Origin of the sequence: Microcoleus sp. S36b_A4, assembly GCF_036700645.1 — a bacterium.
Classification (GTDB): Bacteria; Cyanobacteriota; Cyanobacteriia; order Cyanobacteriales; family Microcoleaceae; genus Microcoleus.
Map to the genome: position 1 here is coordinate 74,558 of NZ_JAUBPI010000016.1, position 12,928 is coordinate 87,485.

The window sequence follows — 12,928 nt, forward strand, 5'->3', positions numbered from 1 at the left end:
TTATTGAGTCGAGTTATATGACCACAATAACTACAGTCACAACAGCCTCAAAACTCGCTGATTACTACATCTGGTTCGCGAATGATGTAGGCTCCTATCTCAGCAACCACAAGCTACAAAAACTATTGTACTATGCCCAAGCATGGTATTTAGCCTTTGAAGATACACCGCTTTTTGATGAAGATTTTGAAGCTTGGGTGCACGGGCCGACTATCCCGGCTTTATTTTATGAATACAAAGAACAATTTGACTGGAAGCCAATTCTGAAAGAAGTCGAAAAACCCGAATTTCCCGAAGAAGTACAAGAGTTTTTAGACGAGTTATCCGACGAATATTTCTTTTGCGATGCCTATGAGTTAGAATTGATGGTGCGCCGCGAAGACCCTTGGATTAATGCTAGAGGTGATTTGCCAAAAGATGAACCTTCTCATGCTATTATTACCAAGGAATCAATGAGAGAATTTTACAAAAGCCGTGTCATCGAAGAAAATTAAGAAAGCAGATATACGCCGCCAGGAATCTTGATCTCGCATCAATCGTCTTGATGTAAAAATACCGGAAGGAGTTAGTTTTTCTTTCAGGTATTATCAGGATGATAAAGATAAGTTTTCACTAGGCGGTAGAGATGCTAAGTATCTAGCGTCTTTACTGAGAAGGCTGCGCGATTTGTCACAATTGAACGCTCAAGAAATTATCAATAATCAAAGTAAAAGCCTGCGCTGTCATGGCATAGTTTGGAAAAATACTACTGAACCTAATGGCTTTGGGATTCCCAATGAAGATATCCTAATCAATATCCCCTACCAGTTTCAAATATCTGCTAATGAATACGGCAGAGTGCATGGATTTTTTAGTGAAAATGTTTTTTATATTGTTTGGCTAGACCCCGACCACAATCTTTACAGTTGAAATTATAGCTGAAGGAAGAAGGAAGAAGGAAGAAGGAAGAATGCAATCCAAACAAGTGAACTCGTACTTAAGATGCGAGACTTCTTGAAGAAGTTGGGAATCTCAAACAGTCTGGGACTCACTCCGACTAAAGAAACCGGGTTTTTTACCTGATCAGGAGGCTGCGACGAAGTATTTTTGTAAAAAAACTTGGTTTCTGAACCCCATGCGTCCAGGACTAATTTTAAGAAAGTTTTGCATAGAGAGCTGAAATAAAATTAACGCTTAAAAAGCCTACTCCTAGTACAAGAATGATAAAGATACCGATACTGAAAATAGACTTTAGCCGATCGCCAATTCCGGGTTTTTCTGAGTTCATTGGTCAATTTTTGCAGTAAATTTGAGAGGGACAATTCAGAAATAGTAGATTATACCAATGGGCGAACAAAAATGCAACTCCCGACAACCTCCAAACGACGATCGCCCTGAGTAGGTCGCATTTTTTAACTTTTAATCTAAAATCTAAAATCTAAAATAGTCTTGGGCATTTTTCGGTTAGCCTGGGCAGCTATTGTCGATCGCCCGAACCCGATCGCGCTAACTCCTGTAAAATAGAGAGCGCGTTGGGGCGAACCTTTTAACAGCCGGAATTGGGCGCGATCGCCACAGGCTCCCAAATACATAATAATATGGCAGTCATCCTTAACTTACTCACAAAGGTAAAAATAGAAGAGTGCCAAGAAATAATCTAAAACATATAACTGAAAAAAGGATAGAAATCGATGCTCCACCCAATCTCGCAACCTTACCCACAACGAGTAAATACTATGACCCAAAGAGCCGTGCGGAAGCCAAAACCCTCTGTTGCAAACCACTTGAGGCAAAGTTTTCCTCAAAGACACTGGCTGGAGCTGGCAGAGTACGCCTCTCTGGCGGCCTCTGGTGTGGGTTCCCTGGCGGTGGCAGTGTCGGGTCAAGCTTTTTACGGGGTGGCTCCCCTAACTTTGGCTTTGTCGCTGAATGTTGCTAACCGGTATCGATTCGAGCAGCAAGTGCGGGTGCATCAAAATTCGGAAATGGCCCAAGTCCAAAAGTCTGTCAATAAAGTCGAAAAAACGGCGGTGACGGTAATTGTTAAATTACGCAAGCAGTTGTCAGCAGATATTGCAGCGCTGCGCCAGCAAATGGCTGCCATGCCTAGGGCTGAGGGCTTTGAGGAGTCAATGGACATCCAGCGGCAGTTGGTGAGTTTAGGAGAGTCTGTAGCTTCTTTGCAAGAAATCGTGGCCTCTGCTGTGCTCGATGTCCGCCAGCAGGTGAGCGCACAACTACAAGATTTATCGATTGGCCAACAGGCGAATCTCCAAGCTGTGGAAGAGGCTATAGAGCAACTGCAAAGCGCGACGCAAGGCTTGACAGAAACTTCTATCACCAGAGACGACTGGGAAGTAGTAAATACTAGATTTTTGGAAATCCAGAAAGTCATGGCCAATTTGCAAAGCCAACTGCTAGCTCCCGCGCACCAATCGACTGCGGATTTGTCTCTGGTCCAAGCTCAAATCCACCGTTTGGAACACGAGCAGCAAGAAGTTGTCAAACCTCACCTCAAGCGCTTAATCTCAGTTGTCAAGGAGTTGCAGCACACACCAGAGAATCGTCAGTAGTCATAAGTCAGCAGTCATTAGTCATCAGTCATAAGGAAGATTTTTTGACTCTGAGATTCTGCGACTCACGCCCGATCGAGTCCTACTTTTTCGACAACTGTGTTAAAAGATTAAAAGCTAATCTGTCTAGTTCACCTGTTTTCAACCTGTTACAAGAAAAATCAATGACTGCAACCGTAACTATTGCTGATAACCCGTTACTAATCGGTCAAGGATTGCCTCCATTTGACGCGATCGAACCAGAACACGTAGTCCCCGCTGTTACCCAACTGCTGACCGAACTAGAAGCCTCGCTAGCTGACTTAGAATCGTCTGTAGAACCGACTTGGAGCGGCTTAGTAGAACCATTGCAGCGACTCGGAGAGCGTTTAAATTGGAGCTGGAGCATTGTCGGACATTTGATGGGTGTGAAAAATAGCCCGGAATTGCGATCTGCTCACGAAACAGTGCAGCCGGAAGTAGTAAAATTTTGGAGCAAGCTCAGTCAAAGCAAACCGCTTTATGAAGCTTTTAAAGCACTGCGGGCTAGCGAAAATTGGGACAGCTTAGAGTCAGCTCAAAAGCGAATTGTCGAAGCCGCTCTCCGAGACGCCCAACTCTCCGGCGTCGGTTTAGAAGGCGAGCAAAAAGATCGTTTTAATGCCATTCAATTAGAATTGGCCGAAATTACTACCCAATTTTCCAATCACGTCCTCGACGCTACCAAAGCATTCAGCATCACCCTCACAAACAAAGACGAAATTGACGGTTTGCCACCGAGTTTGTTGAGTTTAGCAGCTCAAGCCGCTCGCAGCGCGGGCGAAGAAAATGCGGATGCCGAAAACGGCCCTTGGCGGATTACTTTAGACTTTCCGAGTTACGGCCCTTTCATGCAGCACAGCACCCGCAGTGACTTGCGCGAAAAGTTGTACAAAGCTTTTATCGGCAGAGCAAGTAGCGGAGAATTGAATAACTGGCCGTTGACCGATCGCATTTTAGCTTTGCGCCAGGAAAAAGCTGCTTTGCTAGGGTTTAGTAGTTATGCCGAATTGAGCTTGGCGAGCAAAATGGCTCCCGACGTTGCAGCAGTGGAAGCTTTGTTAGAAGAATTGCGTCAGGCTAGTTATGATGCTGCTGTCAAAGATTTAGAAGAATTGAAAGCTTTTGCTGCCGAAAAAGGCGCGGCGGAAGCTGGGGATTTGAAGCACTGGGATGTAGGTTTTTGGTCGGAACGGCGCAGGGAAGAAAAGTTTGCTTTTAGTGCCGAAGAATTGCGGCCTTATTTTGCTTTGCCACAGGTATTAGACGGGTTATTTGGATTAGTAAAGCGGCTGTTCGGTGTGACAGTAACTGCGGCGGACGGTCAAACTCCTGTCTGGCACAAAGATGTGCGCTATTTCCAAATAAATGATGAAGCAGGAAATACGATCGCCAATTTCTATTTAGACCCCTACAGTCGCCCCGAGGAAAAGCGCGGCGGTGCTTGGATGGACGAGTGCGTGGTGCGCGCTAAATTTGTGGAAGCCGGAAAGACAACCACGCGGTTGCCGGTGGCTTATTTGGTGTGCAACCAAAGTCCTCCGGTTGACGGCAAACCGAGTTTAATGACTTTCTTGGAAGTCGAAACTTTGTTTCACGAATTCGGTCACGGTTTGCAGCATATGCTGACAACGGTAGACTATCCGGGGGCTTCGGGCATTAATAATGTTGAGTGGGATGCAGTGGAATTGCCCAGTCAATTTATGGAAAATTGGTGTTACGATCGCGCTACTTTGTTCGGGATGGCAAAGAATTACGAAACCGGGGAAACTTTGCCGGAACACTACTACCAAAAACTGCTAGCAGCGCGCCACTACATGAGCGGCACCGTCATGCTCAGGCAAGTACATTTTAGCAGCGTTGACATCGAATTGCACCACCGCTATCGATCGGGTGGCAGCGAAACTGTGGCCGATGTCCGCAACCGTATCGCTAAAACTACGACTGTTTTGCCTCCTCTGGAAGAAGACGCATTTTTGTGCGCTTTCGGACACATTTTTGCGGGCGGGTATGCGGCGGGGTATTACAGTTATAAATGGGCGGAAGTGCTCAGCGCGGATGCTTTTGCGGCGTTTGAGGAAGCTGGTTTGGAAGATGAAAGTGCGATCGCGTCTACAGGTAAGCGCTTCCGAGATACAGTGTTAGGATTGGGCGGCAGTTTGCACCCGATGGAAGTGTTTAAAACTTTCCGGGGACGCGAACCGAGCACTCAAGCTTTGTTGAGACACAGCGGTTTAGTTGCCGCTTAATTAAGTGTGGAATAACTGGGGATTAATGCGGGTGAATTTATCTGCATTAATCCCTTTTTTTTGTTTAATAAGATTTATACATACATATCCTGTATGTTTAGGGTGCGGTGTGCATGAAGTCTTACCGCTATAATTCATATCAAATCCGGTAGCATCGGAATTATTCATCTCTCTGTTCTCTCTCTGACTCTGTGTTCTCTGTGTCCTCTGCGGTTTAATCATTCCAATTCAACCGGAATTGATATCATGCGTAAAACCACTTTTTGCCTAACTTGTGCTGAATTCAAAATGTTTGTAGTAAAAACTAAAATATTCAGATTTTTATACTAATTCCCCCATTTTTGCTAGCTAGAATCCTGCGACCATCTGTAGGAAAAAAGCACTGCAATTTCCGGCGCGAGACTAGGCAAATTTTCATAATAGTTATAAAATTGATAACTCTAGCCACACTTTTTTTATTTGTATTAATAGGACTAAAGTCCTCACTAAAAACCACTTTTATTGGTATAACACGATCCAAGAAATATCTGTAGTTTGACACATCATCCCCAATCTTTTGGTTAAAAATCGGGCAGAAAGTGCGTTAGCGAAGCCCTCGAAGAGGATCGCCAGCAGCTTTTAGTTTAAGTTGAAGGCTGATAAAACCAGCATTGGCGAATATTTGCTGTCATCGATCACTGATTATACTTAAGTTTCCCTTTCCCGAAAATTAAATTTATATTTCGCAACATTTACGGTTTTTTTCTCGATACAGCTAATGCTTTTATTTGCAACTAAAAATCGACGCTTTTACCGAATCTTTAAGATAGAGTGGCAACAGCGAGCTTTTTTTAAATTTTTGATAAAGAACCGGGTACTCGGCGTCAAAACGGTAAAAATTTTAGGTAGAAACTAAAAAAATTAGTTGGGATTAATTTGAGGATTGTAATAAAAAATATTTGTATATATGATAAAAAGTAAGGATTGATAGTCAATCGTTCACCTACAGATTAAGAATTTCATGGATATTCAATTAATTAATATCGGTTTTGGTAACATTGTGTCTGCTAATCGAGTGATTGCCATTGTCAGTCCAGAGTCAGCGCCAATTAAGCGGATTATTACTGATGCGCGGGAGCGGGGACAACTGGTTGACGCAACTTACGGCCGCCGCACGAGAGCGGTAATTATTACAGATTCGAGTCACGTCATCCTCTCGGCGATTCAGCCGGAAACGGTTGCTAATCGTTTTGTGGTGAGCAAAGACGGTCCAGGTCGGGATGATTGAGGTTTGTCAGTTGCAATTTGAGCGTTTACAGTCTAAAGTAAGCGGAAACTTAAATTGTTACACGTTTCTATTCTCAAAATGAAATCTGGTAAATTAATTGTTCTGACGGGGCCTAGCGGTGTAGGGAAAGGCACCTTAGTACGATCGCTCCTCAATCGCCATTCCGAATTGTATCTTTCGGTATCGGTGACAACTCGTGAGCCCCGTGAGGGAGAAATTGAGGGACAGCACTACTATTTTGTCAGCCGCAGCCACTTTGAAAAAATGGTTGAGGCTGGAGAGTTGGCGGAATGGGCCCAGTTTGCCGGTAATTTTTACGGTACTCCTTATTTTGGTCTCAAGCAAGGAATTGGTGAGGGAAAATGGGTAATCCTCGAAATTGAGTTGGAAGGGGCTAGGCAAATTAGGAATAATTTTCCAGAGGCGCTGCGAATTTTTATTTTACCTCCTTCTTGGGAAGAATTGGAACGGCGGCTGCGGAGTCGGGGTCAAGATTCCGAAACTGCGATCGCCCGTCGGTTGCTGCGGGCTAAAGAGGAAATTGAAGCGGCAGGGGAATTCGATTTCCAAGTTGTTAATGACGAGTTGGAAGTTGCTTTGAAAAAGCTAGAATCAATACTTAATTTGGTTGAGCTTTCAGGTAACTAATGACTAATGACTAATGACTAATTACCCATTTCTCCGTCCTGGCTAAAACTTCGCTACTTTGTTTGATAGCAACACAAACTTTTAAATTCAATTCCAGAATATTCAATGAAGGCGAAATTTTTCTCAACGGTTCAATTTCGCGAGCAGAACAGCCCAACATTTCCATATAAGCTAGCGTCCAGCCAATAGCTGCAATGTCCCCTACATTGCCTTCTCCGGCGCAAAGGTAACAATCCAATTCGCCCTCGGGCCCACACTCAGGACAAACCCAATTGCCCAGTTGTGAATTGGGCAGATTTATGCGGGAGGCGGATGCAATTGTTAATGCTTTAATATGATTTTGAACTACTTGTTTAAAACCTCGGTTTTGGTCGCTGCGGTGGTCGGAATTACCGTGCGATCGCCCGATTGCTACTGCTTGCTGTTGTGGCGAAGCAACAGAGGCTGTTTGGTTCTCCCTGGTTACTCTAAATTCGCCTAGGTTCGCAGTTAGCTGAATACCATAGTCTTTCGACTCTTCAGTCTGAGAGTGGTTGAGTGCGCTGGAGGAATCGGGTTCGGAAGTTGTGAAGGATTGTTCTATGCGATCGGCAAAATCTTGCATTGAGAGATGATGTTCGATCGCCAAAGACCAAGTTCTTTTATGTCGGAGGTCGCCATATTTTCTGGCTTCTTCCTCAGTAATGCCGATCGCCGCAGCCTCTTGGCGCAGCACATTCATCGAAGTCATAAAAACCTCGCGGTAGCTTGGAAACCCAGTGGCTTTAGCCCTGGGAGGAAAAAGGACACGGGATACTTTAGTATCCCGTCAACAGTCTTAAAATCCATAATTGTACCCATCCTTTTGATGAATAGAAAAACAATATTTGTGATTGATTCCTTCGACTAATCCTTGGGCTGTTGACACATTAAAACTGCCAGATGAGCGGACAGCCACTCTGCCCGTATAAGTACCCATCTTTTTGCCCGAAGTAACAACGGCTTTTACAATATCCCCTGTCTGGAAACCCTTAACAAACTTAAATCTAGGAACGTACCTAGAAGGAAATCCCAATTTATCCGTGCGGCACATTTGCCTTGAACCATGCCCCGTCGCTTTGATATTTAAAGGCTGATTCGTTGATACGGAAATTTCAGGTGTATTGCCTACGCAAGCAGCATCAAAGAAGTGGGTTTTTGGCAGTCCCAGCCGTATGCGATTGAATTTAGTCAACCCGCCAGAACCTGCAATAATCTCTTTACCTGTCGCTTTTAAGCGATTAAATAAAGCCCATCGAGTCGAGTTAACAGCAGTGGCATCCTTCAACGGACGCTTAGCTTGTGCCACGATTTTTTTCAAAACATCGGTTTTTTTTGCCAAGAATATCTTGATGTCTTTAGTCCCTTTTTTTGTGTTGCAAGGTTCGCAAGCTAAGCACAGGTTAGATATTCTATTAGTTCCGCCCGACGCTCTAGGATGAATGTGTTCAACTTGTAGCGCTACATTCTCTATGCCACAGTAAGCGCACCGCCTATTCCATTTAGCAAGAAGATACTCGCGGACTTCGTAGCCTTGCAGCTCTCCTTGTTGATACTCAATCCCTGAAATCTCCGGGTTTTCCATTTTTTGTAAATCAAACCTAACCAATTCCTGAAAAATCGTCTTAACGGGTGCAAGCTTTGATAGTTTGTTGACCCAAGTTAAAGTCGTATCTACTCGGTGTTGGAGGCTGGGAGCTAACCAGGCTTTGGATCTAGTTCGGTTCAAAAATCTCGCTTGGCGATACCTTGTCTGCCGACTTCTGCGGTTGCGCCGCAGAGAACGACGCGACTCTAGCAATGCCTTGATCGTTTGCCCGCGATGGGTTAATTCGGCTACCCAGATCAGATTGGAATTCAGAAGTAGACCAAACCCAGTAACTTTTGAACCGGGGTCAATCTTTAAAGTGACAGGCTGTGGGTCTTGAGCTACCTTTTTTTTCAAAATTATAGTGAAAGGATAAAGCCTGAAAACTTTACATTTGCCAACCTTTAACAGTTTGCGTGCCAAAGATGGTTTGCATGGTGTTAGTGGTTTGCGGTTAGCATCTAGAACGAAAACGTAATTTGGTTGGATAGACATTGTTGTGTCCCTTCGATTTCTCGTAAAGTTCGCTTTGCCAATGTTATAAGGGCTTTTTACGCTTGCAACACTATTCCAGTGACCTTAGAATTGTTTAATTGCAAACAACAGAGCGGAAAACTAGCGTCGCATTTTCCGGTGTTTTGACCCCCATAACGTAGCCAGTTAAGGCTTAGGCGGGTAAGCACGGCTTCAGTTTATTTGCTGAAGCCCCGTGTCTTTAGACCGGGGTTGCTTACTGTATCTGATATCATTAGTTTGTTTGCAGTTAAAATTACGATCGCCGGCTCAGCCTACAAATAAATTACCTTAGATATACTACAATAGTCCGGACTATTTTGAGATCCTAGTCGGAAACCCTTGATTTTCCGTTAGGAAGTCGATTATGCAATCGCCCTGAAACCCTTATTTTACGCTTGGCAATCGCACACTGTCCGAAGCATTGATAGTAGCCTAAATCTAAAATCTAAAATCTAAAATCTAAAATTGGATGACTTCAATTCTTCCCGATACAGCTTTATCTGTTGCCGGACTAACATCATACCTGCAAGACTTGTTGGAGGGCGATCGCAACCTGCAATCAGTTTGGCTGACAGGCGAGGTGTCGAACGTTTCGCACCACCCCAGCGGCTGCTTTTTCACTCTGTGCGACACCGACAAAAGCGCTGCTATTCGCTGCGTGGTGTGGAATTCTCAGCGGCAAAAATTGGTGCAAATGCCGGAAAAAGGCGAACAGTTGCTGGTTTTGGGAAGCATCCGGGTTTACAAAAATCGCGGCGAGTACCAGTTGACTGTTGTGCAATCGCTACCGGCTGGGGCAGGATTGCAGGCTTTGCGGTTGCAGCAATTGCGATCGCGCTTGGATGCTGAGGGTTTCTTCGATCCCGCCAGAAAGCGCCCGATTCCCGCACACCCGCAAATCGTGGCCGTGGTGACATCCGATACTGGCGCTGCTTGGGGAGACATTCAGCGGACTCTAGCCCAAAGATATCCGGGTTTGCGGGTGTTGCTGTCGCCGACAGGAGTGCAGGGAGAATTGGCGGCTGCTGCCATTGCTAGGGCGATCGCCCGCGTAGAATTGGACGGTAGGGCTGATGTGATCGTTTTAGCGCGCGGCGGCGGTTCTGCGGAAGATTTGGCTTGTTTTAATGATGAGAGAGTTGTCAGGGCGATCGCGAATTGTGCGATTCCAATTATCACTGGTATCGGGCACGAAAGAGACGAATCTCTTGCCGATTTAGTAGCAGATAAACGAGCCCACACTCCAACAGCGGCGGCGGCTCAAGCTGTACCAATTTTAGCCGATATTTACTTTGAACACAAGCAGCGAATGGTCAATTTAGCAAACGCTGTACGGGCCAGATTTCAGGCAGAAGAAGAGCATTTACAACTATTACAAAATCGATTAAAACGCTTGCCTGCGACATCCCGAACTTTGCGGCAAGCAACTGGTAAACTGGAGGTATTGCAAGAAAAGTTATCCGCACTGAATCCGGCTGCCGTTTTGCAAAGGGGTTATGCGGCGGTAATCCAAAGTGACGGTACGATTGTCCGCACAACTGACGGTTTGGAATTGGGAGAAGAATTGACTGTGAGGTTGAGTCGGGGCGTGCTGAAAGTTAAGATTGTAGAAGTATTGGATGCGGAAGAAAAGTTATGATTGATTCGCAGTTGCGCCAGTCTGACTGGAATTATGAGGAAACGGTCGATCGAATTGAAGCGATTATCGATCGGGTGGAATCGGGAGAGTTGCCTTTAGAGGAGGTTTTCGAGCAGTTTGGGATGGCTGTGGAGTGTTGGCAGGAGTGCGAAAGATTTTTGGCGCGGGGGAAGGAACAGATGGATTTGTCGATCGAGCTTTTGGCTGCGGAACCCGATTTTTAAGCGCAGATTAACGGGGATTAATGTGGATGAAATAGCGCGTTTTGTCGAAAGTCCGACAGCGGATTAATTCCCTGTCTAATAGCGAAAGTCCTCGCTATTAGGAGTGTTAAACTCATGATACTAAATCTGGGTTGGCTACCCCCTTTCTCCTTACCAAACGCCGAATCAGCATCGACATTCTTTGCCTAGAAACCGGGTTACTTTGCATAACTCTTTTATTTGAATCTTTTAGTCAGATTCATCTTCCGATATTGCTTGATACTCCAAAAGCTGTTCCCCTCGGATAATCCACAATTTACCCGTAACTTCTGCCGCCTCCAATCCGCGAATTAATATTTCTACTGCCGCTTGCAAATCTTGCGGTTTCGCTTGAGAAGGCAGACGCAGTAACACAACCCCAGAATAATCAGAAGGATTGTAGCGGAGGCGATTGCCAAACCCCCTATCCAAAGTCACCAAACATCTACCTTCCCTCCGACAGATATCAATCAACAATCCATCCGCTGTTGAACTCAAATTTTGTTCCCTTCCCGTACAGTCGCAACATCGTGGCCAGCTAAACGTAACAGCGAAACAACGCGGATGCTGCCCAAATTTTCATCAAGTTTTAACTTCACTTTAAAACTACCTTTTTTTCACCCACAGGAATTTCGACATAACAATCTCATGCCAACTCAGCCCCATAAGCAATACAAGCCAAAACGTCTTCTCGTTCAATTCCCGGATATTCCTCAAGCAATTCTTCAAAAGTCATTCCACTAGCGAGAAAGTCAAGAATCAGAGAAACCCAGATGCGATGACCGCGAATACAGGGTTTGCCAAAGCAGATATTCGAGTCGATTGAGATGCGAGACAGTAAATTATTTTGAGTCATGTCTTTTCAATTACATATTTTCCATTGATTCATTTTAATGAATTTTACGATTGAGTTGCGGGGGCCCATAAACCGGGTTTGATGGACGACAATATTTCGTTTCAACCCGCAGATGTGGCCAAAAACCCGGTTTCTTCTGTCGGTGGGAATTCATAAACCGGGTTTGATGGACGAAAATATTTCGTTTCAACCCGCAGATGTGGTCAAAAACCCGGTTTCTTCAGTCGATGGGAACCCCTACAAGTCATCACCATCTCCCCAAATCTCCGCTAACTTCTCCAACAAATCTTCAGCAATCAGATTCAGTTCCGCTTTCACATCCTCCTCAATATCTGAAGCTTTCTCAACAGGTGAAGATTTATCACGAGAGAAAGATATATCTCTATTTCCCAAACCTCCACTGCTAGAACCACTTCCCGCTAAAGCCTTCCCCCCTTCATATCCCCAGTCAGATTTCTCACTACTGTGCAAAACTTTATTCAAAATTGCCACAATTTCAGAAATAGATTTGTTTTGCAAATTCTCCCGAACTTGTGCTTGTACGGGGTCATCTTCTCCCAAATCAGATAGCAACTCTTCAATTTCACCTTGCAACAGCGGAATTGCCAACTCAATCCGATCCAAATAATCCCACAATTCCTCAACTGGTTTGAGATTAGTTAGATAAATTTCTTCATTTCCCTCCTGAATTTCCACAGCCGGAATAAAGCCCAAAACTTTCACCTTATCGAAAGGTTCGGCAAACTGAACGACGATATATGCAATGCGGTTTCCTCGCACTTCCGGCAGAGAAATCGCCGATTCTCCAAGCTGAACCGGACAGCATTCTATCTTGCCAATCCCCGGCAAAACCAAATCGCCGACATCCAAAACCGCCCGCATTGCTGGATTCCAACTATCACCGCCATCAATATCGGTTTCCATTTCCATCCATTCCAAAAAATAGTTAACCGCCCAAACCGCCAGGGTGTTGAAATAAACCCGCTTGCCTTTTTGCGGATTAGCTTGCTCAGAAGCAAATTGCAGAGCTAAATTGCGGGCAGTTTGCTCCAGAGGAATTTGTAACAAATAAGTATCCATGCTATTCACCATTATTCCTCCGGTTGATATCCACATTCTTTAGCAATTCTATTGCCAATCTCTTTGACGAGTTCAAAACCTGTTCTTTTCCAGTGAGAGTTGAGCGTTTGATAGTCAATATTTAAGTCTCTGGCAATTACCGATAATTTATCAGGAGGGCCTTTCAGCAGCAATCGCACGGCTCTCCTGAACTTATGGTTATAAGTTTCTCTAATCAGAAAAGCAAGCTAATACGCGATTCCTAAAATTATTAAA

At 44.7% G+C, this 12,928-nt stretch carries 15 protein-coding genes; 8 read left to right on the plus strand and 7 right to left on the minus strand.

All coding sequences use genetic code 11. From position 1 onward, the window contains the following. Positions 1 to 17 precede the first annotated feature (17 nt). Together QUA03_RS07560 and QUA03_RS07565 are read left to right on the plus strand one after the other, a co-directional pair. Positions 18 to 494, plus strand: a complete 477-nt coding sequence (locus tag QUA03_RS07560) for a type II toxin-antitoxin system antitoxin SocA domain-containing protein (RefSeq protein WP_333164858.1) — start codon at positions 18 to 20, stop codon at positions 492 to 494. Between the two features lie 172 nt (positions 495 to 666). Beyond that, positions 667 to 909 (plus strand): hypothetical protein, encoded by a 243-nt coding sequence (locus tag QUA03_RS07565; RefSeq protein ID WP_333210957.1) that lies wholly within the window; start codon positions 667 to 669, stop codon positions 907 to 909. 494 nt (positions 910 to 1,403) lie between these two features. Here QUA03_RS07565 and QUA03_RS07570 read toward each other — a convergent pair whose 3' ends face one another. Further along, positions 1,404 to 1,571, minus strand: coding sequence for a hypothetical protein (locus QUA03_RS07570; protein ID WP_333210959.1), 168 nt, complete (start codon positions 1,569 to 1,571; stop codon positions 1,404 to 1,406). A gap of 144 nt (positions 1,572 to 1,715) precedes the next feature. Between QUA03_RS07570 and QUA03_RS07575 the strand changes: the two genes are divergently transcribed. From QUA03_RS07575 to gmk, 4 genes are all read left to right on the plus strand, one after another. After that, positions 1,716 to 2,552 (plus strand): hypothetical protein, encoded by an 837-nt coding sequence (locus QUA03_RS07575; RefSeq protein ID WP_333210961.1) that lies wholly within the window; start codon positions 1,716 to 1,718, stop codon positions 2,550 to 2,552. A gap of 164 nt (positions 2,553 to 2,716) precedes the next feature. After that, complete coding sequence (locus tag QUA03_RS07580) at positions 2,717 to 4,819, plus strand: M3 family metallopeptidase (RefSeq protein WP_333210963.1); 2,103 nt, start codon at positions 2,717 to 2,719, stop codon at positions 4,817 to 4,819. Between the two features lie 1,000 nt (positions 4,820 to 5,819). Then, positions 5,820 to 6,086 (plus strand): extracellular matrix/biofilm regulator RemA, encoded by a 267-nt coding sequence (gene remA, locus QUA03_RS07585; RefSeq protein WP_333210965.1) that lies wholly within the window; start codon positions 5,820 to 5,822, stop codon positions 6,084 to 6,086. Between the two features lie 78 nt (positions 6,087 to 6,164). Further along, complete coding sequence (gene gmk / locus QUA03_RS07590; protein ID WP_333210966.1) at positions 6,165 to 6,734, plus strand: guanylate kinase; 570 nt, start codon at positions 6,165 to 6,167, stop codon at positions 6,732 to 6,734. 10 nt (positions 6,735 to 6,744) lie between these two features. Here the strand turns inward: gmk and QUA03_RS07595 are convergent, their stop codons facing one another. Beyond that, positions 6,745 to 7,464 carry a hypothetical protein gene (locus tag QUA03_RS07595; RefSeq protein WP_333210968.1) on the minus strand — a complete coding sequence of 240 codons (720 nt, stop codon included), beginning with the start codon at positions 7,462 to 7,464 and terminating at the stop codon, positions 6,745 to 6,747. A gap of 87 nt (positions 7,465 to 7,551) precedes the next feature. Continuing rightward, positions 7,552 to 8,835 carry an RNA-guided endonuclease IscB gene (gene iscB, locus QUA03_RS07600; RefSeq protein ID WP_333210970.1) on the minus strand — a complete coding sequence of 428 codons (1,284 nt, stop codon included), beginning with the start codon at positions 8,833 to 8,835 and terminating at the stop codon, positions 7,552 to 7,554. Positions 8,836 to 9,325: 490 nt separating this feature from the next. Here iscB and xseA point away from each other — a divergent pair, with 490 nt between their 5' ends. Both xseA and xseB read left to right on the plus strand, forming a co-directional pair. Then, entirely contained in the window at positions 9,326 to 10,495 is a 1,170-nt protein-coding gene (xseA, locus tag QUA03_RS07605; RefSeq protein ID WP_333210972.1) for an exodeoxyribonuclease VII large subunit, read from the plus strand. After that, a complete protein-coding gene (xseB, locus tag QUA03_RS07610) occupies positions 10,492 to 10,719 on the plus strand; it encodes an exodeoxyribonuclease VII small subunit (RefSeq protein WP_333210974.1) in 228 nt (75 codons plus the stop codon). The genes xseA and xseB overlap by 4 nt, the downstream gene beginning before the upstream one ends. 228 nt (positions 10,720 to 10,947) lie before the next feature. Here xseB and QUA03_RS07615 read toward each other — a convergent pair whose 3' ends face one another. From QUA03_RS07615 to QUA03_RS07630, 4 genes are all read right to left on the minus strand, one after another. Beyond that, a complete protein-coding gene (locus QUA03_RS07615) occupies positions 10,948 to 11,235 on the minus strand; it encodes a DUF5615 family PIN-like protein (RefSeq protein WP_333210975.1) in 288 nt (95 codons plus the stop codon). Positions 11,236 to 11,383: 148 nt separating this feature from the next. Next, positions 11,384 to 11,593: a DUF433 domain-containing protein gene (locus tag QUA03_RS07620; protein WP_333210977.1), complete on the minus strand. Its 210-nt coding sequence runs from the start codon at positions 11,591 to 11,593 to the stop codon at positions 11,384 to 11,386. A gap of 237 nt (positions 11,594 to 11,830) precedes the next feature. Beyond that, positions 11,831 to 12,685, minus strand: coding sequence for a DUF1822 family protein (locus tag QUA03_RS07625; protein WP_333210978.1), 855 nt, complete (start codon positions 12,683 to 12,685; stop codon positions 11,831 to 11,833). After that, positions 12,685 to 12,852, minus strand: a complete 168-nt coding sequence (locus QUA03_RS07630) for a hypothetical protein (protein ID WP_333210980.1) — start codon at positions 12,850 to 12,852, stop codon at positions 12,685 to 12,687. Before QUA03_RS07630 ends, QUA03_RS07625 begins: the two co-directional genes overlap by 1 nt. Positions 12,853 to 12,928 lie beyond the last annotated feature (76 nt).

Excerpts from the sequence above, each read along its gene's own strand:
- xseB (WP_333210974.1), top strand. The coding sequence starts at position 10,492 with ATGATTGATTCGCAGTTGCGCCAGTCTGACTGGAATTATGAGGAAACG.
- QUA03_RS07580 (WP_333210963.1), top strand. The coding sequence starts at position 2,717 with ATGACTGCAACCGTAACTATTGCTGATAACCCGTTACTAATCGGTCAA.
- QUA03_RS07560 (WP_333164858.1), top strand. The coding sequence starts at position 18 with ATGACCACAATAACTACAGTCACAACAGCCTCAAAACTCGCTGATTAC.
- iscB (WP_333210970.1), bottom strand. The coding sequence starts at position 8,835 with ATGTCTATCCAACCAAATTACGTTTTCGTTCTAGATGCTAACCGCAAA.
- gmk (WP_333210966.1), top strand. The coding sequence starts at position 6,165 with ATGAAATCTGGTAAATTAATTGTTCTGACGGGGCCTAGCGGTGTAGGG.
- remA (WP_333210965.1), top strand. The coding sequence starts at position 5,820 with ATGGATATTCAATTAATTAATATCGGTTTTGGTAACATTGTGTCTGCT.
- QUA03_RS07575 (WP_333210961.1), top strand. The coding sequence starts at position 1,716 with ATGACCCAAAGAGCCGTGCGGAAGCCAAAACCCTCTGTTGCAAACCAC.
- QUA03_RS07625 (WP_333210978.1), bottom strand. The coding sequence starts at position 12,685 with ATGGTGAATAGCATGGATACTTATTTGTTACAAATTCCTCTGGAGCAA.
- xseA (WP_333210972.1), top strand. The coding sequence starts at position 9,326 with ATGACTTCAATTCTTCCCGATACAGCTTTATCTGTTGCCGGACTAACA.
- QUA03_RS07570 (WP_333210959.1), bottom strand. The coding sequence starts at position 1,571 with ATGTATTTGGGAGCCTGTGGCGATCGCGCCCAATTCCGGCTGTTAAAA.
- QUA03_RS07595 (WP_333210968.1), bottom strand. The coding sequence starts at position 7,464 with ATGACTTCGATGAATGTGCTGCGCCAAGAGGCTGCGGCGATCGGCATT.
- QUA03_RS07620 (WP_333210977.1), bottom strand. The coding sequence starts at position 11,593 with ATGACTCAAAATAATTTACTGTCTCGCATCTCAATCGACTCGAATATC.